Raw genomic sequence first — 24,076 nt, forward strand, 5'->3', positions numbered from 1 at the left:
TGTGTCGGTTTTGCCCCCAGGAAGGGCCCAGGGATGACGCGCGTGACCCCGGTCACGTTGGCCGGGCAAATCGGACACCATCTTTGTGCACGCGTTCACAAAGACATAGCCTGCTGTCGACGGGGCGGTCTGGGGACGTATGACCGCCTGCAGCCCCGCTCAACCCGCAGGAGCACCGTGGCAACTGGCCGAACACACCGACCGGCGACCCGTAGCCGAGGGATTCCCGAGGCCACCGTCGCCCGGCTTCCGCTGTACCTCCGAGCCCTGACCGCACTGTCTGAGCGCTCGGTACCCACGGTCTCCTCCGAGGAACTGGCCGCGGCGGCGGGGGTCAACTCCGCCAAGCTGCGCAAGGACTTCTCGTACCTGGGCTCCTACGGAACGCGCGGTGTCGGCTACGACGTGGAGTATCTCGTCTACCAGATCTCCCGTGAACTCGGCCTGACCCAGGACTGGCCGGTTGTCATCGTCGGTATCGGTAACCTCGGCGCCGCCCTGGCCAACTACGGCGGCTTCGCCTCCCGTGGCTTCCGGGTCGCCGCGCTGATCGACGCCGACCCGGCGATGGCCGGAAAGCCGGTCGCGGGCATCCCCGTCCAGCACACCGACGACCTCGAGAAGATCATCAAGGACAACGGGGTCTCCATCGGTGTCATCGCCACCCCGGCCGGTGCCGCCCAGCCGGTCTGCGATCGGCTCGTGGCCGCCGGGGTGACCTCCATCCTGAACTTCGCGCCGACCGTGCTGTCCGTCCCGGACGGCGTCGACGTGCGCAAGGTCGACCTCTCCATCGAGCTGCAGATCCTCGCCTTCCACGAGCAGCGCAAGGCCGGCGAGGAGAGCGCCGACGGCGGCCCGCTGCCCGCAGCCGCTCCCCAGGGCGCGGCCGCCGACGATTCCGCCGACCAGGGGCCCGACGGGGACGTACCCGCCGTGATGCCGGCATGAGTCTCCTCGTCGTGGGTCTGAGCCACCGCAGCGCCCCGGTCAGCGTGCTGGAGCGGGCCGCGCTGAGCCCGGACGCCCAGGTCAAGCTGCTCCAGGACACGGTCGCGGCCGAGCCGGCCACCGAGGCCGCGGTGCTCGCCACCTGCAACCGCATCGAGCTGTACGCCGACGTGGACAAGTTCCACGCCGGTGTCGCCGAGCTGTCCACGCTGCTCGCCCAGCACAGCGGGGTCGGCCTCGAGGAGCTGACGCCGTACCTCTACGTGCACTACGAGGACCGGGCCGTCCACCACCAGTTCTCGGTGGCCTGCGGTCTGGACTCGATGGTCGTCGGCGAGGGGCAGATCCTCGGGCAGATCAAGGACTCCCTGGCCCGCGCCCAGGAGCTGCACACCGCGGGCAAGCTGCTGAACGACCTGTTCCAGCAGTCCCTGCGGGTCGGCAAGCGGGCCCACTCCGAGACCGGCATCGACCGGGCCGGCCAGTCCCTGGTCACCTTCGGCCTGAAGCAGCTGGCCGCGGGCGGGGACGTCGAGGAATGGGCCGCGGGCCGCCGGGCCCTGGTCATCGGCGCCGGGTCGATGTCGTCCCTGGCCGCCGCCACGCTTGCGCGCGCCGGGGTGGCCGAGGTCGTCGTCGCCAACCGCACCGTCGAGCGCGCCGAGCGCCTCGCACAGATCCTGACCGAGGCCGACGACACGACGGTGACGGCCCGTGCGGTACGGATGGACGCCGTGCCGGACGAGCTGACACGTGCCGACGTCGTCGTCTCCTGCACCGGCGCCACCGGCCTGGTCCTGACGGCCGAGGCGGTCGCGCAGGCGGTCGAGGGCCGCACCGGGCAGCCCGTGGCCGACCTCGCCGACGATGCTCGTACGACCGTGAAGCCCGCGCTGCCGGTCACCGGCGTCGCCGCCGAGGAGAACTGCCCGCTGGACCTGGCTGCCGTACAGGGCGCCACCGGCTTCTCCGTGCATGGCGAGGCCGCCGTGGCCGGCATGAACGCGGCCACCCTGGAGCAGCACGCGGCCTGGGTCGCGGGCGGCTCCGTGGACCGGCGCGAGGTATCCCGGCGCAGCCCCGAGGCCGACGCCGAGCTGATCACCGCGCTCGCCGCGACGGCCGCGACCGTCGGCCGTATCCCCGAGCGCCGCAAGCCGGAACCGGCCGCCGTCATCCCGCGCCCGGCCCCGGCCGTGTTCCTCCTCGACCTCGCCATGCCCCGCGACATCGACGCGGCCGTGCACCGGCTGGCCGGGGTGCGGCTGGTGGACATCGAGTCCCTCGCCGAGGCCTCCGCGGACGCGCCGATGGCGGCCGACGTGGACCAGGTCCGGCGTATCGTCTCCGACGAGGTCGCGGCCTTCGGCGCGGCACAGCGGGCGGCACACATCACGCCGACCGTCGTCGCGCTGCGCACCATGGCCGCCGACGTCGTCGCCGGTGAGATCGCGCGGCTCGACGGCCGCCTGCCCGACCTGGACGAACGCCAGCGCGGCGAGATCAGGCAGGCCGTGCACCGGGTCGTCGACAAGCTGCTGCACGCGCCGACCGTACGGGTCAAGCAGCTCGCGGCCGAGCCCGGCGGCGCCGGGTACGCGGACGCGCTGCGCACCCTGTTCGACCTCGACCCCGAGACGGTGGCCGCCGTCTCCCGGGCCGAGGACAGCACAGACAAGAAGGACCGACCGGCATGACTGAGAAAGCACTGCGACTGGGGACGAGGCGGAGCAAGCTCGCCATGGCCCAGTCCGGGCAGGTGGCGGAGGCCGTGAGCCGGGTGACCGGCCGGCCCGTCGAGCTGGTCGAGATCACCACGTACGGCGATGTCTCCCGCGAGGCGCTCGCGCAGATCGGCGGCACCGGTGTGTTCGTCACGGCGCTGCGCGACGCGCTGCTGAAGGGCGAGGTGGACTTCGCGGTTCATTCGCTCAAGGACCTGCCGACCACGCAGCCCGACGAGCTGGTCCTGGCCGCGATCCCCGAGCGCGAGGACCCCCGGGACGTGATCGTCGCCCGGGACGCGCTGAAGTTCACGGACCTCCCGCGGGGCGCCCGCATCGGTACCGGCTCCCCCCGCCGCATGGCGCAGCTGAACGCGTACGCGCGCGCCCACGGCCTGGACATCGAGACGGTCGCGATCCGAGGCAACGTCGACACGCGGATCGGATACGTCCGCGACGGCGAGCTGGACGCCGTCGTACTGGCCGCCGCCGGACTGAACCGGATCGGCCGGATCGACGAGGTCACCGACTTCCTGTCGGTCGACACGGTTTTGCCCGCCCCCGGCCAGGGGGCCCTGGCGATCGAGTGTGCCGCGGACAACGCGGACCTGATCGCGGCGCTCGGCGAACTCGACGACCCGTTCACGCGGGTCGCCGTGACCGCCGAACGGTCATTGCTCGCCGCCCTGGAGGCCGGCTGCAGCGCCCCCGTGGGCGCGCTGGCCGACCTCCTGGCCGACGGGCAGATTGTCAAGGAAATGCGCCTGCGGGGCGTCGTCGGCACGACCGACGGCACCCGCATGGTGCAGCTGTCCACCACCGGTCCCGTGCCCCAGACGGATGACCAGGCGATGGCACTCGGTCGCGAACTCGCCACCGAGATGCTCGCCCAGGGCGCGGCCGGTCTGATGGGGGAGCGAGCACATTGAGCCCCACCACCCTTCCCGCCGGTCCGGAACACGGGCACGTCACCTTCCTCGGTGCCGGACCCGGGGATCCGGGACTGCTGACTCTGCGCGCAGTGGAGGCACTGTCGAACGCGGACGTCCTGATCGCCGAGCACGAGGTGCTCGACGTGATCCGGACGCACGCCCGGCAGGGCGTCTCCGTGGTGCGAACGGACGGGGATTCCTCCTCGGTGTCGCCGCCGGGCGCGGGCACGCCGCAGCTCACGGTCGTTGACGGCGCGTCAACTACCGCTGCGGTCCCGTCCCCTGCCCGGGATGCCGCTCATCTTGTCATGGAGGCCGCGCGGGGCGGCAGGCGGGTCGTCCGTGCGGTGTCCGGGGACCCGGGACTTGATACGTACGCGGCCGAGGAAATGCTCGCCTGCGCCGACGCCGGTGTGCCCTTCGAGGTCGTACCGGGTGTGGCGGCCGCGGTCGGCGTGCCCGCGTACGCCGGTGTGCCGCTGCGGGACGCGCAGGGCGCGGACGTCCGGTTCGTGGACGCCCGTACGGCCTCCGACCGGTGCTGGACGGAGGTGGGCGCCTCCGACGGCACGGTGGTCGTGTCGACGACTCTGGACGCGGTGGCGGCGGCCGCCGGCGAGCTGGTGTCGGCCGGCCGCAAGCCGGACACCCCGATGTCGGTCACGATCGCCGGTACGACGACCCGTCAGCGGACCTGGACGGCGACGCTCGGCACCGTCGCGCAGACGCTGAAGCAGACGAAGGCGCTGCCCTCGCCGGACGGCGGCCGGCCGGTGATAGCCGTGGTCGGCGAGCGTTCCGCCGCCGCCCGGCGCGACCAGCTGTCGTGGTTCGAGTCCAAGCCGCTGTTCGGCTGGAAGGTGCTCGTGCCGCGCACGAAGGAGCAGGCGGCGTCGCTCTCCGACCAGCTGCGGTCCTACGGCGCCGTGCCGCACGAGGTGCCGACGATCGCCGTCGAGCCGCCGCGGACGCCCCAGCAGATGGAGCGGGCCGTAAAGGGGCTCGTCACCGGCCGCTACGAGTGGATCGCCTTCACCTCGGTGAACGCGGTCAAGGCCGTGCGGGAGAAGTTCGAGGAGTACGGGCTCGACGCCCGGGCCTTCGCGGGCATCAAGGTGGCCGCGGTGGGCGAGCAGACGGCCAAGGCGCTGGTCGACTTCGGCGTGAAGCCGGATCTGGTGCCTTCGGGGGAGCAGTCCGCCGCGGGTCTGCTGGAGGACTGGCCGCCGTACGACCCGGTCTTCGACCCGATCGACCGTGTCTTCCTGCCCCGCGCCGACATCGCCACCGAGACCCTGGTCGCCGGGCTCATCGAGCTGGGCTGGGAGGTCGACGACGTCACGGCCTACCGGACCGTGCGGGCCTCGCCGCCGCCGGCGGAGACGCGGGAGGCGATCAAGGGGGGTGGCTTCGACGCCGTTCTCTTCACGTCGTCCTCGACCGTCCGGAACCTGGTGGGTATCGCGGGCAAGCCGCACAACGTGACCGTGATCGCGTGCATCGGTCCGGCTACGGCGAAGACGGCTGAGGAGCATGGGCTGCGGGTCGATGTCATGGCTCCGGAGCCGTCCGTGCTGAAGCTGGCGGAGGCGCTGGCCGACTTCGGTCTGAAGCGGCGTGCTGCCGCGCTGGAGGCAGGGGATCCGGTGACCCGGCCGAGCGAGCGGCGGCCCGGGGCGCGTCGGCGCCGTACGACGACCTGAGGTACCAGGGGGCTCCGCCCCCTGGACCCCGTCTTGTCCAACTTCTCGGCCGACCGAGTCGGGTGGCGGGTGGGCATAGGTCGGGGGTCCAGGGGGCGAAGCCCCTGGGTGCTCGGCGTCGACAGGCCGTCGGCAAGAGGAGACCGCGCTCGGGCGTAGCGTAGAAGCCATGACGAAGTACGGATCTTTCCCCGGTACGCGTCCCCGGCGGCTGCGCACCACCCCCGTCATGCGCCGAATGGTCGCCGAGACCCGGCTGCACCCGGCCGACTTCATCCTCCCCGCCTTCGTCCGGGAGGGCGTCAGCGAGCCCGTGCCGATCGCGGCCATGCCCGGCGTCGTCCAGCACACCCGCGACAGCCTGAAGAAGGCCGCCGTCGAGGCGGTGGAGGCCGGAGTCTCCGGGATCATGCTGTTCGGCGTGCCGGAGGAGAGCAAGAAGGACGCGCTCGGCACTCCGGGGACCGATCCGGACGGGATCCTCCAGGTCGCGATCCGCGATGTGCGCGCCGAGGTCGGCGACGACCTGCTCGTCATGTCCGACCTGTGCCTGGACGAGACCACCGACCACGGGCACTGCGGTGTCCTCGACGCGCAGGGGCGGGTCGACAACGACGCCACCCTGGAGCGGTACGCCGAGATGGCCCAGGTGCAGGCCGACGCCGGCGCCCATGTGGTCGGCCCCAGCGGGATGATGGACGGTCAGATCGGGGTCGTCCGCGACGCCCTGGACCAGATCGGCCGCGAGGACGTCGCGATCCTCGCCTACACCGCCAAGTACTCCTCCGCCTTCTACGGCCCCTTCCGTGAGGCCGTCGCCTCCTCGCTGCAGGGCGACCGCAAGACGTACCAGCAGGACCCCGCCAACTGGCGCGAGTCCCTGCGGGAGCTGGAGCTGGACCTGGCCGAAGGCGCCGACATGGTGATGGTCAAGCCGGCCGGTCCCTACCTCGACATCCTGGCCCGGGTCGCCGACAGCGTGGACGTGCCGGTCGCCGCCTACCAGATCTCCGGTGAGTACTCGATGGTCGAGGCCGCCGCCGAGAAGGGGTGGGTGGACCGCGACCGGGCCATCTTCGAGACCCTGACCGGCATCAAGCGGGCCGGGGCGCGGAACATCCTCACCTACTGGGCGACCGAAGCGGCGCAGAAGCTGCGCTGAGGGACACGGTTCGAGATCGTTCCGGTTCCGAAAGGGCGGCGGACCGGCCTCGGTGCGGCTGCGGTTCGGAAACGGAACGAACTCGGTTTCGGTAACGTCCGGCGGCCGTACCGGGAACGGTCGGCGATCATGGGTGGACCTGCCCCGAATGCGAAGTTCCGGACGTTCCCCGACGGAAATGACGCGTCCGCCTCAAACCCCTAATCTCTGCGCCTGGCCTGATCCGTTCCGGAGGGTCTGAACGTCGATCCCTGGGGGGTTGCCATGAGCTATTTCATCGAGGCGCTGAAGAAGTACGCGGTATTCAGCGGGCGCGCGCGCCGCAAGGAGTACTGGCTGTTCATGCTGTTCGCGTGGATCGTCTACATCGCGCTGGCCACCATCGCCGCCGTGGCCCACACGCCCGCCATCGTGGCCATCGCCGTGGTCTTCCTGCTGCCGGCCCTGGGCGTCACGGTGCGCCGACTGCACGACACGGGCCGCTCCGGCTGGTGGATCCTCTTCGGGATCGTGCCGCTGATCGGCTCCATCGTCCTGCTGGTCTTCTACTGCTCGGACAGCCAGGCTGGCGCGAACAAGTACGGTCCGAACCCGAAGGAAGCCCCGGCGTTCGCGTAACGCCCCGCGTAACGCCCCGCGTAACGCCCCGCGTAACGCTCCGCGAGTCGCCGTCCGTCGTCCGGCGTCCGCACACCGAGGCCGCCCGGGCCGTTGCCCGGGCGGCCTCGACGGTTCACCAGCCGGCGATGTCGTCCTGGTTCTGCTGCCAGTACGTGACCTTCAGCGAGCTGTCGTAGTACACGCCCTTCGCCGGCAGTGCCGGGGTCGCGGAGGCGCCACCGCTGCTGTTGGGGGTCATCCCCTGGAAGCCGACGGTCAGCTTGTGGCCCGTCATGCCGCCCTCACCGCTTCCGTCGGCGGCGGAGAGCAGGACCGCCGCGTACCCGGACTCGCCGGGCGCGAGGGTCGTCACGGCCTGCGGATGGGTCTGCTCGTCGGCCTGCGGGACCCACTGCATCTCGTCGAAGCGCAGGACGGGGAAGTAGGTCAGGTCGCAGTACTTCGAGCCGGTGTTCCTGACCGTGATGAGCATGTGGTTGAGCGGTCGGGACACCGGCTGCGCGGTGACCTTGGTGTTGGAACCGTTGCACAGGACGCGGTTCTTCGGGTCCGTCGGGTCCGAGGACCCGCCCGAGCCGGCGGATCCCGAGCCCGAGGAACCGGTGGATCCCGAGCCCGACGACGTCGAGGCGCCCTTGACGGAGCCGGACGAGCCCGAAGTGGAGCCCGAACCCGTCGACTTGCCGGAGGCCGGCACCGCGGTGCCCTTGCCGTCCGTGGTCGCGGCCGCCGTCGAGGAGGTCTTCGAGGCGGGCGTCGAGGCACCTTCGTCCCTCGTCCCCGTGCCGCTGCCGCACGCCGTGAGGGCGAGCGCGGTGAGGGCGACTCCGGTGACCGCGAGCAGGTGGGTACGGCGGGTGCGCATGGCTGGTCTCTTCTCTCGTCCGAGGGGTGGCGTGCTTGGATGGCCACAGCTTGTGGGGCGGTCCGTCCCGCCTGCCACACATGGCGGACGATCAGGGACGCTGGAATGCCCGCATAGGCTCTGAGCTGCGGAAACATCCCTTCCCTGGAATGCGGGGACGGGACACGGGGACGGGGAGGAACAGTGCCGGACAGCACTGCAGGCGCCGCTTTCGCCGAATTGCTACGAGAGTTGAAGGACCGGTCGGGGCTCAGCTACGGCGTCCTGGCCAAACGGCTCCACATGAGTACGTCGACGCTCCACCGGTACTGCAACGGGGACGCCGTACCGACCGACTACGCCCCTGTGGAACGCCTGGCCCGCCTCTGCAAGGCCTCACCGGACGAACTGGTCGAGCTGCACCGGCGGTGGGTGGTGGCGGACGCGACGCGGGGCCGAGGCAAGACGGAGACACCCGAGCCGGGGCCGACGGGGAACGCACTTGAGCCCGAACCGGAGCGGCTGGCTGGCCCGGAGCGGTCGGCTGAGCCGGAGCGGTCGGCTGAGCCGGAGCGGTCGGCTGAGCTGGAGCGGTCGGCTGAGGCGGTTGCCGAGTCTCCGGACGCGCCCGCCCCGACCGCTCGTCGTCGTACCCGTACCGTCGTCGTCGCCGGGATCGCCGTCGCCGCTGTGATCGGTGCCGTCACGCTGGCCGTGAACCTGACCCCGGGCAGCTCGGACGCCGGGAACGGAAGTCCCCTCGCGGCGGCCTCGACACCGGGTCACGCGACGGCGGACGGACACACCTCGAAGGCACCGCACACCCGCACCTCGCCGTCCGCTTCCGCCTCCGACTCCGACTCCGCGTCACCATCCGGGTCACCCTCCGCGTCGGCCGAGGGCGCACCGAAGACGGACGGCAAGGGCAGGGCCGAGTCCGGCGGTGGCGCCTCCGACGCCGCTCCGCTGACGGTGGCGACCAGTGCGTACACCTGGGACAGTCCCTGCGACGGGCGGTACTTGATCAACCGGCCTCCGGCGGAGGTTGCCCCGCCGCCGACCGAGGAGGACGCGACCGCCTGGGTGGCCGCGCACGGCGCCGTCTCCTCGGGGAAGCAGGAGGTCACGCTCACCGTGCAGGGCACGGGCAAGGAGACCGTGATCGTGAAGAGCCTGACGGTCCGTACGATCACCAAGCGGACGCCGCTCGCATGGAACGACTACGTCATGGCCTACCCGGGCGTCGGCTGCGGCGGAAACGTCCCGACCCGCTCCTTCACCGTCGCGCTCGACTCCGCGCGCCCCGCCGTCCAACCCGAGGCAGGGCACCGGGACTTCCCGTTCAAGGTCAGCGAGTCGGACCCCGAGGTGTTCCACGTCACGGCCGAGGCCTCGGCGTACGACGTGAGCTGGTCCCTGGCGCTGACCTGGTCCAGCGGCTCCCGCCACGGAGTGCTGCAGATCGACAACCACGGCCGACTGTTCCGCACGAGCGGCAACAACGGGCGCCCCGGCTACGAGTTCCCGCTGGGCGGCTCGGGGTGGGTCAAGGAGGGCACGACCAAGTTCTAGGCCGGCGGCCGGTGTTGCCGGATGTCCGGATCGCGGAATTACGGGTGTAGAGGGCATGTAGTCCCTAGGCTGCGCGCGGAGAGGCCGTTCCCGGAGCCGAAGGAGAGCCGACCATGTCCGTTGCCGAACCCGCGCCGCCCCGCGCCACCGTTCCGCCGCTCGCGGCCCGTGCCCGTAGCGTGGGTGGTTCGCCCGTCCGGGACATCCTGGCGGTCACCGCACGCCCCGAGGTGATCAACTTCGCGGGCGGCCTCCCGGCCCCCGAAATGTTCGACCACGAAGGCATAGCGGCCGCGTTCCGGGACGTGCTGGCGGAGATCCCCGCGCAGGCGCTCCAGTACGCCACCACGGAGGGCGAGCCGGTCCTCCGGTCCAAACTGGCGGACCGCATCACGGCGTTCGGCCTGCCCACCGCCCCCGACGACCTGCTCATCACCACCGGCTCCCAGCAGGCCCTGTCCCTGCTGGCGACGGCCCTGATCGAGCCCGGCGACACGGTGCTGGTCGAAAGCCCCTGCTATCTGGCGGCACTTCAGGTCTTCGGGCTGGCGGGGGCGCGGGTGGTGGCCGTGCCCGGGGACGAGGACGGGGTCGACCCGGCGGCGCTGGAGGAGGCGGTGCGGCGCGAGCGCCCGAAGCTGCTCTACCTCGTCCCCACTTTCCAGAACCCCACCGGCCGTACGATGCCGACCCCGCGCCGCGAGGCCGTCGCCGCCGTGGCCGCCCGCCAGGGGCTGTGGATCATCGAGGACGACCCCTACGGCGAACTCCGCTACGACGGCACCCGCCCGCCCTGGATCGCCGCCTGCCCCGGCGCCGAGGACCGGGTCGTCCTGCTCGGCTCCTTCTCCAAGGTCATGGCCCCCGGCCTCCGCCTCGGCTGGCTCCGCGCCCCCGCGGAACTCCGGCGCGCGTGCACGGTGGCCAAGCAGGCGGCGGACATGCACACGGCGACCCTCAACCAACTGGCCGCCGCCCGCTACCTGCATGTCCTGGACGCCCACGTGGCCCGCGTCCGCACCGTCTACGGCGAACGCCGGGACGCCATGCTGGCCGGCCTCCCCGACGCCCTCCCCGAGGGCTCCACCTGGAGCCGGCCCGAGGGCGGCATGTTCCTGTGGGTCCGCCTCCCGGAGTCGTACGACACCACGGCCCTGCTCCCCGGCGTGGTGAAGCAGGACGTGGCCTACGTCCCCGGCGCCCCCTTCTACGCCACCACCCCCGACCCCTCCACCCTCCGCCTGTGCTTCGTCACGCAGACACCGGAGGAGATCGCGGAGGGCCTGCGGCGGCTGGGCAGGGGGCTGAAGGGTTGAAGGGCTGAGTGCTGCCGTTGGGCGGGCGTCAGTCCCACCAGAAGGACCAGGTCGGCTCGCCTATCAGCCCCTTGGCGTACGCGCGCAGGGCGTCCGGGCCGTTCTGCGTGATGTTGTCCGGGCAGAACGCGAAGTGCTCCGCCGCCACCGCCTCTGCCTCGGCCAGGGTGGCCGGCGGCGCCGCGACGGACACGGTCAGCGTGTCGAAGGTCAGCGCCACCACCCGTATACCGAAGCGGTCCTCCCAGGAACGGAGGACGGTGCACAGCCGGGCTACGTCGTCCTCGTAGTTCAGCGGCCCCGACCACCCGATCGCCGCGGGGATGTCCGCGGACCGCCGCGCCGGAACCAGGGCGAGGTGAGGGTCCTTCAGCCATGCCCGCGTGCCATCCGTCAACGAGTCCGCGACCTGGGCCGCACGGGTGTCCGGATCAGCGGTGGGGGACAGGGCGGGCGCAAGACCGGGCCACTCGATCCCAAACGGCTCGGCCTCCTCCGCCAGTTCCTCCTCCGCGCAGTCCTCCCAGTACTCGACGAGGACGTCCTCGGCGTCGTGATCGCCCGGGTACGACACCTCGTCCGGCGCCAACCCCCAGTTCACCGGCCCGCCCTGATCGTCCTGCACATCCACCAGCACGGGAAGGAGCCCGGCACGCGCGGCCGGTGCGCCCAACGCCTTCCAGGTGCCGGGTGCGGCCGCCTTCTCCGCATGCCACAACAGCGGCTCGTGCCAGGGGCCTTCGTCCGTCGCGTCTATCAGCCTGCCGGGCGGCAGCTGGAGCCCGAGGGACCGACCACTCGGGTCCGTCGTCAACTTGGGCAGCGGGTTGGGAAGAGTAGCCATGCCGCCGACTGTAGGGGGCGGCACTGACAACGGCGTTGGCTGGGAGGATTGCTGTGGGGCCGCCCGCTTCTCGGCTCGTGGAAGCACGACACTGAGAGGAAGCGAGCGGCCCCCACGGTCATTTGAGGGAAGAGGTGAAGGCAGCCCAGGTGGTGGGGGTGAGGTGCAGGGTGGGGCTGTCGGAGGGGGGCGTCGCACCGCACGCAGTGCTCAGTCTGTGACGAGTGGCGGCCCCACCTGGGGGAAGAGGTCCGCGTACGGCGCGAAGATCTCCTCGGGGGACAGGCCCATTCGTTCGAGTCGCCGCACGATGCTCTCGAACCACCCCAGCGTTGTTCCGCGGATGATCAGGGGCATGACCTCGGCCCTCAGCGCGTCCGCCGCGACGGACAGCTCGTCCGGCCACGGTCCGTGCAGTTCGGCGATGTGGGCGGCCAACTCGTAGTCCGACTCCTGGTAGAGACCCGGGAGCATTTCCCCGAACGGCATCGGGCCCAGAACGGCGCGCAGCCGTACCAGCAACTCGGTGTGGCCGACCGGCGGGACGGGAAGGCCCGCGAAGACCGCAAAGTCGATCCCGGTCTCCGACACGCCTTTCAGCTCGGTGACAAGGGTCACGACCTCGGCGGGCGGCCGGTCCTGCACTATTGCCTGGAACAGCACGCTGTCGCCGTACAGATGGCGCGGTGCCTCGGTCATCAGCTCCCGTACCACGGCCACGACCTCCGCATAGGGGCGTTGTGCCGCGACCCGGAACGCCCTCCGTACGACCTCGGGTGCCTCTCCCCTCATGTACGGCATCGACGTGTACAGGGCGACCACGTCCGACGGCGGCCGGTGCCACAGCGCCTCGTGCAGCATCTGGGCGCCCAGCTTGGCAAGCTCCGCCGGGTTCTCCGCGTCCTTGGCGTTCAACAGGTCGAGGACCAGCCGGCCGAGTCGCTCCGGATCCAGTGATCGGGCCAGCGCCATGCACAGCCGGATCTGCCCCTCCAGCCAGCGGTGGTCGTCGAGGCGGTCCACCAGGGCCAGAACATCCCGGACCGGTCGCTGAACCACGATGTCCTGGAAGCGGGGGTCGTGCGGATCACGATCCCGAAGGAGGTCGGAGGCGGTTCGGTCCGCCCACAGGAAGACCTCCGTCGGGGTGTCGGCCAGCGCCTCCCACAGCGGCTGGTTGTCCGCGGCGTCCGCGCTGGTCATGCCATTGTCCGCGTTGTCCGCGGACAGGGCTTCGGGCAGCGCCTGGGTCCGTGCGTCCGGGTCCAGCGCGGTCAGCGCCCCGCTCAGCCGCTCGGCGATCCGTCGGCTCACCGCCTCGGCGCGTTCGAGCACCGCGTCGACATCGTCGCCGAGCGGATCGAGACCCGTCGGGTCCGGCTGCACGTGGGGTTCCGCCGGCGCGCCGGGTGCCGGGGGCAGCTCCGCCGCGGCCCGCAGCTGCCGCATCTCCTGCCGTACCCGCCGGGTCCGGGTGACCGCCTCCCCCAGCAACTGGGCCGCGAGATGTCTGTCCCGCTCGGTCAGGGCCAGAGTCGCCGTGGTGCGGTCGTGCCGGGCGGTCACACCGGCCAACTCGGCGTCCACGGCCACGAGTCGGGTCACGTCCGGGGGCCTGGCGGTCATCGTCAGCTCACGCTCCAGCGTCAGCTCTTCCACCTCGTTCGCGAGCACGACCACCCAGGCGGACAAGGCCGAGGTGACGGCAGTGGCCTCGCTCAGTGCCAGCCGGGACTCGTGCCGGACCCGGGTGAGGGTCTCCAACTCGTCGCTCTTGCGGCGCAGTTCGCGGTACACGTCCAGGAGTTCCTCCTGGGCCTTCTCCACCACGGTGCGGGTGGCCTTCGGCTGCCGCGTCAGGTCGGGGACCGCCGTGCTCCGCTCCTCGGCATCCCGCAGCAGGCGGGCCGCCTCGTCACGCAACCGGGCTCGTCGCGGAAGGAGTTCACGTGCCTCGGTGCAGGCCACTACCACCGCGTCCACGAAGGCTTCCTCGAGCTTCGCCCCCGCCAGCCGCTCGCTGATCGCCGACTTGCCCAGGCCGGTCGCCTCGACCAGGTCGGCCACGGTGAGCCCGGCCTCCTCCACCAGCTTGCGCAGGAAGCGGGCGAGGCGGTTGTACTCCTGTGAACGGTCGCGTAACGGCCCGAACTTGCGGCCGGCCCGTGCCGGTGACTTCCGGTCCGTGCCGTCCGGATCCTTCGCGCCCATGATCCTCCGAAGTCCGTTGTCCGTGGACAACGACCATTGTTCATCAGGCCGACGCCCGTGGTCAGGGCGTTCGGGAGCACGGGATGAGGACATCGCTCCGGCCGTTCAGGCTGCTGTCACGGGCGGAAGAGCCGTCCGTGACACCACCCTTGGAGGATCCATGCACCGCCCCCAGCGGCTGACCGACCTGTTGGCCTTCGTCGCCGTGCTGCTCACCGTCGTCGTCCTGCTCCTCATCGGCGTACCGCCCGAGTCCCTCGCGATCGTCGTCGTCGCCATGGGCGGCCTGTACGGCGTCTGGCTGGGCGCAGCACATCGGCCCCGGTCCGAAGGGCGGACCGGGGCCGATGACGAGGAGCGGTAGGTGTCAGAGCTTCTCAGGCGTCCTGATCCCCAGCAGCGCCATGCCCTGGTGCAGGGTGCGGGCCGTGACGTCGCACAGGAAGAGGCGGTTCTCCACCTGCTCCGGCGTCTCGGCCTTCAGGACCGGGCACTTGTCGTAGAAGGTCGTGTACAGGGACGCCAGCTGGTACAGGTACGCGGCCAGCTTGTGCGGGGCGTACTCCTTCGCGGCCTCGGCCACCGTCTCCGCGAAGGAGTCGGCGTGCAGGCCGAGAGCGCGCTCGGCGTCCGCCAGGGCCAGCTCCGGGTGGGCCGCCGGGCGGACCTCGCCGGCCTTGCGGAGGATGGACTGGATACGGGCGTACGCGTACTGGAGGTAGACGGACGTGTCGCCGTTCAGCGAGACCATCTGGTCCAGGTCGAACTTGTAGTCCCGGTTCGCCGAGGTCGACAGGTCCGCGTACTTCACCGCGCCGATGCCCACCTGGGCGCCCCGCTCGGCGATCTCTTCCTCGGACAGGTCCTGGGCCTTCTCCCGGACCACGGCCGAGGCGCGGTCGATCGCCTCGTCGAGCAGGTCGACCAGGCGGACCGTCTCGCCCTCACGCGTCTTGAACGGCTTGCCGTCCTTGCCGAGGACCGTGCCGAAGGCGAGCTGCTGCGCGGTCACGCCGTCGTTCAGCCAGCCGGCCCGGCGGGCCGTCTCGAAGACCATCCGGAAGTGCAGGGCCTGCCGGGCGTCGACGACGTACAGGATTGTGTTCGCCTTCAAGTTGAAGACACGGTCGCGGATCGCCGAGAGGTCGGTGGCCGCGTAGCCGTAGCCGCCGTCCGACTTCTGGACGATCAGCGGGACCAGGTTGCCGTCCGGGCCCTTGATGTCGTCGAAGAAGACACAGAGCGCGCCCTCGGAGCGGACCGCCACGCCGGACTCTTCGAGCAGGCGGCAGGTCTCGGCCAGCATGTCGTTGTAGCCGGACTCGCCGACGATGTCGGGGTCCTGGATCTCCATGTCCAGCTTCTCGAAGACGGAGAAGAAGTAGATCTTCGACTCGTCCACGAACTTCTGCCACATGGCGAGGGTCTTCGGGTCGCCCGCCTGGAGGTCCACCACCCGGCGCCGGGCACGGGTCTTGAACTCCTCGTCGGAGTCGAATTTCTTCCGCGCGGCCTTGTAGAGGCGGTCGAGGTTCGACATCGCCTCCTCGCCGGTCACCTCGGCGGCCTTGTGGTCCAGCTCGTGCGGGTGCTCCTCCAGGTACTGGATGAGCATGCCGAACTGGGTGCCCCAGTCGCCGATGTGGTGCCGCCGGACCACGTTCTCGCCGGTGAACTCCAGGAGCTGGACGACCGAGTCGCCGATGACCGCCGACCGCAGGTGGCCGACGTGCATCTCCTTGGCCACGTTCGGCTGCGCGTAGTCGATCACCGTCGTGCCCGGTTCCGCGGCGAGCGGCACGCCGAGGCGGCCCGTCTCGTCCGTGTACCGCGCGGCCAGGTTCTCGGTGATCGCCCGGTCCGTGATCGTGATGTTCAGGAAGCCGGGGCCGGAGACCTCGATCTCCTTGATCACGTCACCGGCGACGATCTGGGAGACGACCTGAGTGGCCAGCTCCCGCGGGTTCGCCTTCGCCTTCTTGGCGAGCGCCAGGATCCCGTTGGCCTGGAAGTCGGCCCGGTCGCTACGTCGCAGCAGCGGGTCCGCGCCGGCGGCCTCCGGCAGGGAAGCCGAGAGGGCGGACGCGAGCTGCTGCTGGACGGAATCGCTGAGGGACGTGACCGAGGCCATAGGAATGGGTGCCGTTCTCCTCGTGGGGATGGATAGACCCAGCCAGTATCCCATGGGAGGTAAAGCCGTTTTCGCCGACGCAAGTCCGTCTGTGAGAATGGGGTGTCACCCCGTTCAGAAAGAAGGACGTGCCGATCGTGGCTCAGAGCACCGAGACCACCGACTGGGTCTCCCGTTTCGCGGATGAGGTCATCGAGGAGTCGGAGCGTCGGGCCCCGGGCAAACCTGTGGTCGTCGCGTCCGGTCTCTCCCCCTCGGGTCCGATCCACCTGGGCAACCTGCGTGAGGTCATGACCCCGCACCTGGTCGCCGACGAGGTCCGCCGCCGCGGGCACCAGGTCCGCCACCTGATCTCCTGGGACGACTACGACCGGTACCGGAAGGTGCCGGCGGGCGTCGCGGGGGTCGACGAGTCGTGGGCCGAGCACATCGGCAAGCCGCTGACCTCCGTCCCGGCGCCGGAGGGCTCCGCGTACCCGAACTGGGCCGAGCACTTCAAGGCCGCGATGATCGAGTCGCTCGCCGAGCTGGGTGTCGAGTTCGACGGGATCAGCCAGACCGCGCAGTACACCTCCGGTGTCTACCGCGAGCAGATCCTGCACGCCATGAAGCACCGCGGCGACATCGACGCGATCCTGGCCCAGTACCGGACGAAGAAGGCTCCTGCCAAGAAGCAGCAGAAGGCCGTCGACGAGGCCGAGCTGGAGGCCGAGGAGGGCTCGGGCGCCGCGTCCGAGGACGACGGCAGCTCCGGCTCCGCCGGGTACTTCCCGTACAAGCCGTACTGCGGCAACTGCGAGAAGGACCTGACGACCGTCACCTCGTACGACGACGAGAGCACCGAGCTGGCGTACACCTGCACGGCCTGCGGGTTCTCCGAGACCGTCCGGCTGAGCGAGTTCAACCGCGGCAAGCTGGTCTGGAAGGTCGACTGGCCGATGCGGTGGGCCTTCGAGGGTGTCGTCTTCGAGCCGAGCGGTGTCGACCACTCGTCCCCGGGGTCCTCGTTCCAGGTGGGCGGCCAGATCGTCGGGATCTTCGGCGGCAAGCAGCCCATCGGTCCGATGTACGCGTTCGTCGGCATCTCCGGCATGGCGAAGATGTCGTCCTCGCGCGGTGGCGTGCCCACCCCCGCGGACGCTCTGAAGATCATGGAGCCGCAGCTCCTGCGCTGGCTGTACGCCCGCCGCCGGCCCAACCAGTCCTTCAAGATCGCCTTCGACCAGGAGATCCAGCGGCTCTACGACGAGTGGGACAAGCTCGCGGGCAAGGTCGCGGACGGGTCCGCGCTGCCGGCCGACGTCGCCGCGTACACGCGGGCCGTGGGTACGGCCGCCGGTGAGCTGGTGAAGACGCCGCGTCCGCTGCCGTACCGCACGCTCGCCTCCGTCGCCGACATCACCGCCGGGCACGAGGACCAGGCGCTGCGGATCCTCTCCGAGCTGGACCCGGAGCAGCCGCTGTCCTCGCTGGACGAGGCGCGGCCGCGGTACGACAAGGCCGAGGCGTGGATCAACACGCACGTCCCCGCCGACCAGCGCACCATCGTCCGGGACGAGCCGGACGCCGAGCTGCTGAAGTCCCTCGACGAGGCGTCCCAGCAGTCGGTACGGCTGCTGCTCGACGGGCTCGCCGAGCACTGGTCGCTCGACGGGCTGACCCACCTGGTGTACGGCGTGCCCAAGGTGCAGGCCGGGTTCTCGGCCGACGCCACGCCCAAGGAGCTGCCGGCGGAGATCAAGACGGCTCAGCGGTCGTTCTTCGCGCTGCTGTACCACCTGCTGGTGGGCCGGGACACCGGGCCTCGGCTGCCCACGCTGCTGCTGGCGGTGGGGCAGGAGCGGGTGCGGGCCCTGCTCGGGGAGTAGACCGCGTCATAGGAGGAGGGGGCGCCCGGTGTCACCGGGCGCCCCCTCCTGCGTTCACTGGCTCTTCGTGGAGATGTCGCGGGTGGCTTCGAGGAGCGGCAACTTGTGGACACCGTCCGCGGGCTGCTTGTCGGAGGGCGGTCCGTCCGGCTGGACCGACATGACGACGACGACCTGGTAGTCGCCGGGGTGCTTGTCCACGTCGGACCATGTGGTGCCGGGGCAGAGGCTGTCGAGCGCCAGGGTCTTGACGTAGGGGCGCTTGCCGACGGGGTACATGAGGGACGACGTGTTGACCGGACCGGTGTCGGCGGCGGGCTTCTGGCGGCCGGCGATGACGCCGTGCTTGAGCAGGAGGGCCGTGGGCGGGACATCGGCGATCGGCAGGCCGAGTGCCTCTGTCCGGTCGTGGGAGCTGATCTTGTAGGTGGTTCGCAGCGCGGAGCCTTGGCGCCGCAGGGACGTGACGGTCAGCTGCAGTGATTCATCGGGGCCGCTGACGCGGACTGGAGGTGCGATGGTGCTGTCGCAGGGCAGGGAGCGGTCCTGTTGTTTCAGCGGCGGCGTCGTGGTGGTCGGGGCCGGGTGGGCCGGATGACCGGTCACCGCGTCGGAATTCCCCCCGCATCCGGCGAGGGCGAGCAGCAGGACGGGGACGGCGGGCAGCAGGGCGCGGCGCATGAGTTCCTCCATGAGATGTCGAGAGGCCGTTCATTCGGACAGCGGGGCACGGGCGACGATCAATGAATCAAGGGCCCGGGTACCGGAGGGCACGGTCTGCTGGGTGACGAGGACGACGGCCACTTCGTAGCCGCCCTTCCACACCGGGCTCCAGGCGGTTCCCGCGCAGGGACGGCCCGGCACGGGCGCGAGCCGGGCGCGGTGCGGGTGGTCGGGGGTGATGGTCACCTGGTGCGCGGTGTTCTCGGACGCCGGTCCGGAGGGATCCTGACCGGCCACGACCCGGCCGTCCTTCAGGACGAGAACCAGTGGCCCGCCGGACAGGACCGCCGGGGCGTTTGCGTGCACCGCGTAGGTGACCTGCGGGGCTCCGTCCGGGGCCGCGCGCACATCGGAGATGCGTACGGTCACGGCTCCGCGGCCGGAACTCGCCGGGATTCTCGCGCCGCAGGTGTGGTCTGGGAGTCCCGGAGCTTCGCTGCTCGCCGCCGAGGGCTGCCTGATCGAGGAGTCCGCCGGTGTCGTGGTCTCCGGTGTGGAGGCGGACGGCAGCGTGTTCAGCACCACCGTGGCGGCCACGGCCAGGCCTGCCCCGGCCACGGCGGTGTAGCGGGCGCGCCTGCGCCGGCGCACCCGGGTCCGCACGCGCTCGGTGTCGATCTCCGGCGGCGTTGTGCGGTGCGCGGCGGCCAGCAACTGTTCGCGCAGGTCCTCGGGCTTCATGTCTCCAGCCTTTCCTCCGCGACGTGATGCTGTGGTGGCCGCAATTGGGCGCCCAGCCGTGCCAGCGCGTCGCTCAGATGACGCTTGACCGTGCCTTCACCGCAGCCGAGCCGCGCCGCGATGTCCGCGGTGGACATGTCCTCGTAGTAACGGAGCACCACGCAGGCCCGCTGTCTCGGCGACAGTCCGCGCAGGGCGTCCATGAGGTCGATCCGGTGCATGACGTCCGTGCTGTGGTCGGCGACCGGCGCCGATGACACGAGCCGTGGAAGCGCGCGGATCCAACGGGTTCGGCGCCGGTGCAGGTCCAGGTAGCGGTTGAGCATCGTGCGACGCACGTATGCCTCCGCCTCCCCCAGTTCCCACGCACGGCGGGGCCGGGAGAAGACCCGTACCAGTGCCTCCTGAACCAGGTCGGCGGCCTCCGCGCGATCGCCGCACAGCAGGAAGCCGTACCGGTTCAGCTCCGCGCCGCGCTCCTGCGCCAGCTCGGACAGCAGCCTCGACCATTCGGCCACATTCCCTCCGATCCCCTCACCCGGTATCACGAACAACTCCCCCGTCCGGTTGGGGCCTTGCGGCCGATGAATTCGACGGGGCTGTCGTGGGCGGTCCCGCACGGGGAGCCGTACGCACGCGCGAGGGGCACCACGGGCTCCGGGTGGTAGCTCCGTGGTGCCCCTCGCGGCGGTGCTGGATTACTGGTGAGGGTTCAGCTTCAGGTGGAAGTTGCGGAGGATGTCGGTGGCCTCCGTCCAGTACATCTCCCGCGTACCGCGGTTGGCGGAGACGATTCCGCGCGCCTGGCGGTGGGTCCTGTCGTTGACCGTGAAGACCAGGCCACCGGAGTCGCCCTGGGTGCAGGTGTAGGACCCCTTCCCCTGGACACCCCGTATGCGGTGGGTCGAGCCGTCATCCCACTGGATGGTGTACCTGTAGTCGTCGCTGGTGGTCTTGATGCCGCAGGGGACACCCTTGCCGTCGTAGTACGAGTGGGCGCCGTCCTGGCAGACCGTCTGCCCGTTGTAGGAATAGGCGTAGTTGTTGACGGCGTACCACTTGCCGGAGGGCGTGTCGGCCTCGTCCGAGTTGAAGCCCCTGCCGTTGTAGAGACCGCTGTCGATGAGCTGGGCGTCCCAACCGTCCTTGGTGCCGCTGATCTTGCCGAAGTAGTGGCTCTTGGTGGGGTTGTTCCAGTCGCCGGTGCGCGCGCCCTCACCGTAGACGCCCGCGCCGTTGGGGTAGCAGTGGGCGGCGGTGATGAGGTAGTCGCGTCCGTGCGAGTTCTCGGCGGCGATGCCGGCGGTGCAGTGGTTGGCATAGCCGGGCTTGCGGGCGTCGCCGACGAGGACGTCGCCGCCGATCTGCGGGCGGCTGTCGTTCCAGCGCCAGGAGGCCGCCGTCTTGACCTTGCCGGATACGTAGGTGACGGGGATGCCGTCCAGCCGGGTGCCCTGAGCAGCCTTGACTCGCCGCAGGGCGCTCGGCTTGACCTCGACGGTGATGCCGGAGCCGTCGGCCTTGGGCGAGGCGCCCAAGTACACCTCCTTCGAGGCGTCCTTGACGGCGCCCAGCGGGAAGATCTTGTCGATCTCCCGGTCCAGCGCCTTCCTACTGAAATCGGCGTGCTGAACGCGTATCAGCGCGGTGTTGATCGTCGGGTGGGCGTGCTTGGCGGCGGCGATCAGCTTCGCGGCCCGGGTGCTGTCGGTGGCGAGGAGGGTGACGGAGCCGCCGTTCTCGTCGACGTGCAGGTCGCTGTAGGTGTCGGCGAACGCCCCACGGCCCTGGTCGCCGAGGGCGTTGGCGACGGCGTTCAGCGGTGCGACCTTCTTGGCGTGCGCGAGGAGTGCCGCTTCGGTGCTGGTGGCTCGCTGTCCGTCGTTGGCCTCGGCCGTCGGCGTCACGATGACGGCCAGCAATGCGCCTAATGCCGAGGCGGTCGTGAGCGCGAGCAGCTTGGTACGGGAACCAGGCATGCGAATCCCCCTGAAAGATGTGAATTTCCCCGTGTGACCAAATGGTCGATCGTCATCGAAACCCAGATCCGATCATGCGTCAAGGTAAATATTTCGAGCCGGCCTCTGCGTGTGGATTTAGCGGCTCCGGATGTGTCCAGGGGATGGAAAAGTGGAGTGGGTGATTCATAAAATTTCAGCCGGATGTACGCCTGTCGATCTCCTTTGTAGCAGGTCAGAGGGCCATTAGGGTGCCCAGTCGAAGTCGTCGAAGTGGGGGCGTGGATTCCTCTTCGGCAAAAAGATTCATGTTCAAACCTTCTGGTGAAGAGTTCCGCTTCGAGGTGAAGAGGCAGTAAAGGTAAATGGTTCGACTCTTCGGTGTCCGTCCCCTATCGTCGGCTCGTCCTGTCTGATTGCCCACCGAGGGAGTGCACCGAATGAAGAGCCATATAGTTTTACGCGGAGCCGCCGGAGCGATCGCCTTCCTGGTCTCGACGTCGGGTGTCGTAGGCACGGCCAGTGCCGCGGACCCGTCGCCTTCCGGGCACGTGGCGGCGCCCCGCTGGACCGCCGCGGCGGCGCAGCGGTTCTGGACCGACGAGCGCATGGCCGAGGCGAAGCCGCTTCGGGACGACGGGCGCCCGGCGGCTGCCGATGCCCCGACGCCGAACAGGGGAAGGTCCCAGTCGCAGCGTGCCGGGGTCGGCCCGGGGAGTTCGCACTTCGGCGGGCTGCCGATGGTCGGGCGGATGTATGTGCAGAGGGGCAGCGGCTCCTACTTCTGCACCGCTAGTGTGATCAACAGTGCGCACCACAACATCGTGCTGACCGCGGGCCATTGCCTGGACGCCAGGGCCGGGTCCGGTTCCCTGGCGTTCGTGCCGCAGTGGACTGCGGCCAGGCCGCGACCGCATGGGATCTTCCCGGTCGACACCGACTCCAGAGGGCGCAGCCAGGTCTGGATCGACAAGCGCTACTACGACCGCGGGCACACGAAGGGCGCGCCGTGGGACGTGGCGTTCGCACGGCTCGGAGCGCGCAGCGACGGCAAGCGGGTGCAGGACGTCGTGGGCGGCAACAACCTTGTCACCGGGCGCGGTTACGCGTTTCCCCGAGTCCGGCTGATCGGCTATCCGGGCACGGACCGGCAGCCTCTGACCTGCACCAACTCCACGAGGAAGTTCACGCCGACCGACGGCACGCCCGGCTCGTACCTGCGGATCGCCTGCGACGACTACCGGTCGGGTACCAGCGGCGGCCCGTTCCTGGCGAACTTCAACACGCACACCGGGAGGGGCGATGTGGTCGGGAGCATAGGCGGCTGGAAGACAGGGGGGCCGACCGCCGACGTCTCCTACAGCCCGTACTTCGGCTCCGACATCCGGCGTCTGTACGACGCGGCCGTGGCCGGCACCCCGCCCGCCCGGCCCGGAGTGCGGTGCCGGTGACGGACCTGTGGCAGGCCCGCCATCCGTCCGCCGTCCTGCGCTGCCGCCAGGGCGAGCCGGGCCGCGTCCTCGTACGCGTTACGCGATGTGGTCGTCCTGCAGTTCCGCCGTGTGGCGGTTGGTGAAGCGGTTGACCATCCGTTCGGCGTCGCGCTGTGGCATGGCGATGCCGAACGTCGCCTCCACGTCGCCGCGGAACTGGCCGGCGGTGGGGTAGCTGCCGTCTATCGACTGGCGGAAGACCTGGTAGAAGGCCTCCTCGTCGGGTTCCGGCGGGCCGCCGCCCTCGCCCAGTTCACGGGTGCGGTTCGGGCCCACCGGGATCGGGAAGCTGCCGGTCTCCTCGGACGGGTTGGGCTGCTGGAACTGCTCCGGGGGCTGTTCCTCGTACCACTCCTCGTACTGTTCCTCGGGAACGTACTGGGGGTCCGGGGGCGGGTTGTAGGCGGGGTCGTAGCCGCCGTGGTAGTCGACCTCGCGAGGGGTCTGGAACCAGGGGCTCTCTTCGTCCGGGACGTTCTCCGGTTCCGCGGTGCGCTGGTGGGGGAGCAGGGGGCGCTGCTCACCGGGAGGTGCTGCCGCGCCCACCTGTGCCGCCCCGGCGGCGTGACTGCCCACGGCTACGGCGTCGGCCGTGAGCTGCGGGCCGCTCGCCGACTGCGCATGGGCCGTGGCCAGCTGGGGCTGCGGGGACGGCGGCAGCAGCGCCGGCTCGATGCCCGCCGCCGCCAGGCCCGCCGGCGCCGTTTCCGCCAGGGGTACGCCGTAGCGGGCCAGGCGCAGGGGCATCAGCGACTCCACCGGGGCCTTGCGGCGCCAGGCCCGGCCGAAGCGGGCGTGCAGCCTCGCCTGGTAGACGAGACGTTCCTGCTCCAGCTTGATGACCTGGTCGTAGGAGCGCAGCTCCCACAGCTTCATGCGGCGCCAGAGGAGGAAGGTCGGGACCGGGGAGAGGAGCCAGCGGGTGAGGCGGACGCCCTCCATGTGCTTGTCGGCCGTGATGTCGGCGATGCGGCCGATCGCGTGCCGGGCCGCCTCGACGGCGACCACGAACAGGATCGGGATCACCGCGTGCATGCCCACGCCCAGCGGGTCCGGCCAGGCGGCGGCGCCGTTGAAGGCGATGGTCGCCGCCGTCAGGAGCCAGGCCGTCTGGCGCAGCAGCGGGAACGGGATGCGGATCCAGGTCAGCAGCAGGTCAAGAGCGAGGAGGACACAGATGCCCGCGTCGATACCGATCGGGAAGACGTAGGAGAAGTTCCCGAAGCCCTTTTTGATGGCCAGCTCACGGACGGCCGCGTACGAACCGGCGAAGCCGATGCCGGCGATGATCAACGCACCGGAAACGACCACGCCGATGAGTATGCGGTGCATCCGAGTCAGC

Annotated in this window: 20 protein-coding genes; 11 read left to right on the forward strand and 9 right to left on the reverse strand. The window is 70.5% G+C overall.

Features of this window, described 5'->3' with window-relative positions:
* The first annotated feature begins 177 nt into the window (after positions 1–177).
* The 6 genes from ACFYZZ_RS39425 (at position 178) to ACFYZZ_RS39450 (ending at position 7,090) form a co-directional block, all read left to right on the forward strand.
* A complete protein-coding gene (locus tag ACFYZZ_RS39425; protein WP_389187083.1) occupies positions 178–951 on the forward strand; it encodes a redox-sensing transcriptional repressor Rex in 774 nt (257 codons plus the stop codon).
* Entirely contained in the window at positions 948–2,648 is a 1,701-nt protein-coding gene (locus ACFYZZ_RS39430; RefSeq protein ID WP_389187085.1) for a glutamyl-tRNA reductase, read from the forward strand. Before ACFYZZ_RS39425 ends, ACFYZZ_RS39430 begins: the two co-directional genes overlap by 4 nt.
* Entirely contained in the window at positions 2,645–3,604 is a 960-nt protein-coding gene (gene hemC / locus ACFYZZ_RS39435; protein WP_389187087.1) for a hydroxymethylbilane synthase, read from the forward strand. The genes ACFYZZ_RS39430 and hemC overlap by 4 nt, the downstream gene beginning before the upstream one ends.
* Positions 3,601–5,310 (forward strand): uroporphyrinogen-III synthase, encoded by a 1,710-nt coding sequence (locus tag ACFYZZ_RS39440; protein WP_389187090.1) that lies wholly within the window; start codon positions 3,601–3,603, stop codon positions 5,308–5,310. The genes hemC and ACFYZZ_RS39440 overlap by 4 nt, the downstream gene beginning before the upstream one ends.
* A gap of 169 nt (positions 5,311–5,479) precedes the next feature.
* Positions 5,480–6,472, forward strand: coding sequence for a porphobilinogen synthase (gene hemB, locus ACFYZZ_RS39445; RefSeq protein ID WP_389187093.1), 993 nt, complete (start codon positions 5,480–5,482; stop codon positions 6,470–6,472).
* Between the two features lie 264 nt (positions 6,473–6,736).
* The gene (locus ACFYZZ_RS39450; protein ID WP_389187096.1) at positions 6,737–7,090 is read left to right on the forward strand and encodes a DUF805 domain-containing protein; all 354 of its coding nucleotides are present in this window, start codon (positions 6,737–6,739) and stop codon (positions 7,088–7,090) included.
* 115 nt (positions 7,091–7,205) lie between these two features.
* On the opposite strand, the gene ACFYZZ_RS39455 is transcribed toward ACFYZZ_RS39450, so the two are convergent.
* Positions 7,206–7,958 carry a DUF4232 domain-containing protein gene (locus ACFYZZ_RS39455; protein ID WP_389187098.1) on the reverse strand — a complete coding sequence of 251 codons (753 nt, stop codon included), beginning with the start codon at positions 7,956–7,958 and terminating at the stop codon, positions 7,206–7,208.
* 183 nt (positions 7,959–8,141) lie between these two features.
* Between ACFYZZ_RS39455 and ACFYZZ_RS39460 the strand changes: the two genes are divergently transcribed.
* Together ACFYZZ_RS39460 and ACFYZZ_RS39465 are read left to right on the forward strand one after the other, a co-directional pair.
* Positions 8,142–9,509 carry a helix-turn-helix domain-containing protein gene (locus ACFYZZ_RS39460; protein WP_389187100.1) on the forward strand — a complete coding sequence of 456 codons (1,368 nt, stop codon included), beginning with the start codon at positions 8,142–8,144 and terminating at the stop codon, positions 9,507–9,509.
* A 113-nt stretch (positions 9,510–9,622) separates the two neighbouring features.
* Complete coding sequence (locus ACFYZZ_RS39465; RefSeq protein WP_389187103.1) at positions 9,623–10,825, forward strand: PLP-dependent aminotransferase family protein; 1,203 nt, start codon at positions 9,623–9,625, stop codon at positions 10,823–10,825.
* Between the two features lie 28 nt (positions 10,826–10,853).
* Here the strand turns inward: ACFYZZ_RS39465 and ACFYZZ_RS39470 are convergent, their stop codons facing one another.
* Both ACFYZZ_RS39470 and ACFYZZ_RS39475 read right to left on the reverse strand, forming a co-directional pair.
* Positions 10,854–11,669 (reverse strand): DUF4253 domain-containing protein, encoded by an 816-nt coding sequence (locus ACFYZZ_RS39470; RefSeq protein ID WP_389187106.1) that lies wholly within the window; start codon positions 11,667–11,669, stop codon positions 10,854–10,856.
* Between the two features lie 210 nt (positions 11,670–11,879).
* Positions 11,880–13,880, reverse strand: coding sequence for a hypothetical protein (locus tag ACFYZZ_RS39475; protein ID WP_389187108.1), 2,001 nt, complete (start codon positions 13,878–13,880; stop codon positions 11,880–11,882).
* A gap of 160 nt (positions 13,881–14,040) precedes the next feature.
* Between ACFYZZ_RS39475 and ACFYZZ_RS39480 the strand changes: the two genes are divergently transcribed.
* Positions 14,041–14,244 carry a hypothetical protein gene (locus ACFYZZ_RS39480; RefSeq protein WP_389187111.1) on the forward strand — a complete coding sequence of 68 codons (204 nt, stop codon included), beginning with the start codon at positions 14,041–14,043 and terminating at the stop codon, positions 14,242–14,244.
* 3 nt (positions 14,245–14,247) lie between these two features.
* Here ACFYZZ_RS39480 and argS read toward each other — a convergent pair whose 3' ends face one another.
* Entirely contained in the window at positions 14,248–16,011 is a 1,764-nt protein-coding gene (argS, locus tag ACFYZZ_RS39485; RefSeq protein WP_389187114.1) for an arginine--tRNA ligase, read from the reverse strand.
* Between the two features lie 128 nt (positions 16,012–16,139).
* Between argS and lysS the strand changes: the two genes are divergently transcribed.
* Positions 16,140–17,879: a lysine--tRNA ligase gene (gene lysS / locus ACFYZZ_RS39490; protein WP_389187116.1), complete on the forward strand. Its 1,740-nt coding sequence runs from the start codon at positions 16,140–16,142 to the stop codon at positions 17,877–17,879.
* Between the two features lie 54 nt (positions 17,880–17,933).
* On the opposite strand, the gene ACFYZZ_RS39495 is transcribed toward lysS, so the two are convergent.
* The 4 genes from ACFYZZ_RS39495 to ACFYZZ_RS39510 form a co-directional block, all read right to left on the reverse strand.
* A complete protein-coding gene (locus ACFYZZ_RS39495; RefSeq protein ID WP_389187119.1) occupies positions 17,934–18,560 on the reverse strand; it encodes a hypothetical protein in 627 nt (208 codons plus the stop codon).
* 30 nt (positions 18,561–18,590) lie between these two features.
* Positions 18,591–19,283: a hypothetical protein gene (locus ACFYZZ_RS39500; RefSeq protein WP_389187122.1), complete on the reverse strand. Its 693-nt coding sequence runs from the start codon at positions 19,281–19,283 to the stop codon at positions 18,591–18,593.
* Positions 19,280–19,801, reverse strand: a complete 522-nt coding sequence (locus tag ACFYZZ_RS39505; RefSeq protein WP_389187125.1) for a SigE family RNA polymerase sigma factor — start codon at positions 19,799–19,801, stop codon at positions 19,280–19,282. The genes ACFYZZ_RS39500 and ACFYZZ_RS39505 overlap by 4 nt, the downstream gene beginning before the upstream one ends.
* 180 nt (positions 19,802–19,981) lie before the next feature.
* Entirely contained in the window at positions 19,982–21,262 is a 1,281-nt protein-coding gene (locus tag ACFYZZ_RS39510; protein WP_389187128.1) for a hypothetical protein, read from the reverse strand.
* A gap of 419 nt (positions 21,263–21,681) precedes the next feature.
* Between ACFYZZ_RS39510 and ACFYZZ_RS39515 the strand changes: the two genes are divergently transcribed.
* The gene (locus ACFYZZ_RS39515; RefSeq protein WP_389187131.1) at positions 21,682–22,692 is read left to right on the forward strand and encodes a trypsin-like serine peptidase; all 1,011 of its coding nucleotides are present in this window, start codon (positions 21,682–21,684) and stop codon (positions 22,690–22,692) included.
* A 78-nt stretch (positions 22,693–22,770) separates the two neighbouring features.
* Here ACFYZZ_RS39515 and ACFYZZ_RS39520 read toward each other — a convergent pair whose 3' ends face one another.
* Positions 22,771–24,066: a DUF2637 domain-containing protein gene (locus tag ACFYZZ_RS39520; RefSeq protein ID WP_389187134.1), complete on the reverse strand. Its 1,296-nt coding sequence runs from the start codon at positions 24,064–24,066 to the stop codon at positions 22,771–22,773.
* Positions 24,067–24,076 lie beyond the last annotated feature (10 nt).

Source organism: Streptomyces sp. NPDC001816 (genome assembly GCF_042892235.1).
GTDB lineage: Bacteria > Actinomycetota > Actinomycetes > Streptomycetales > Streptomycetaceae > Streptomyces.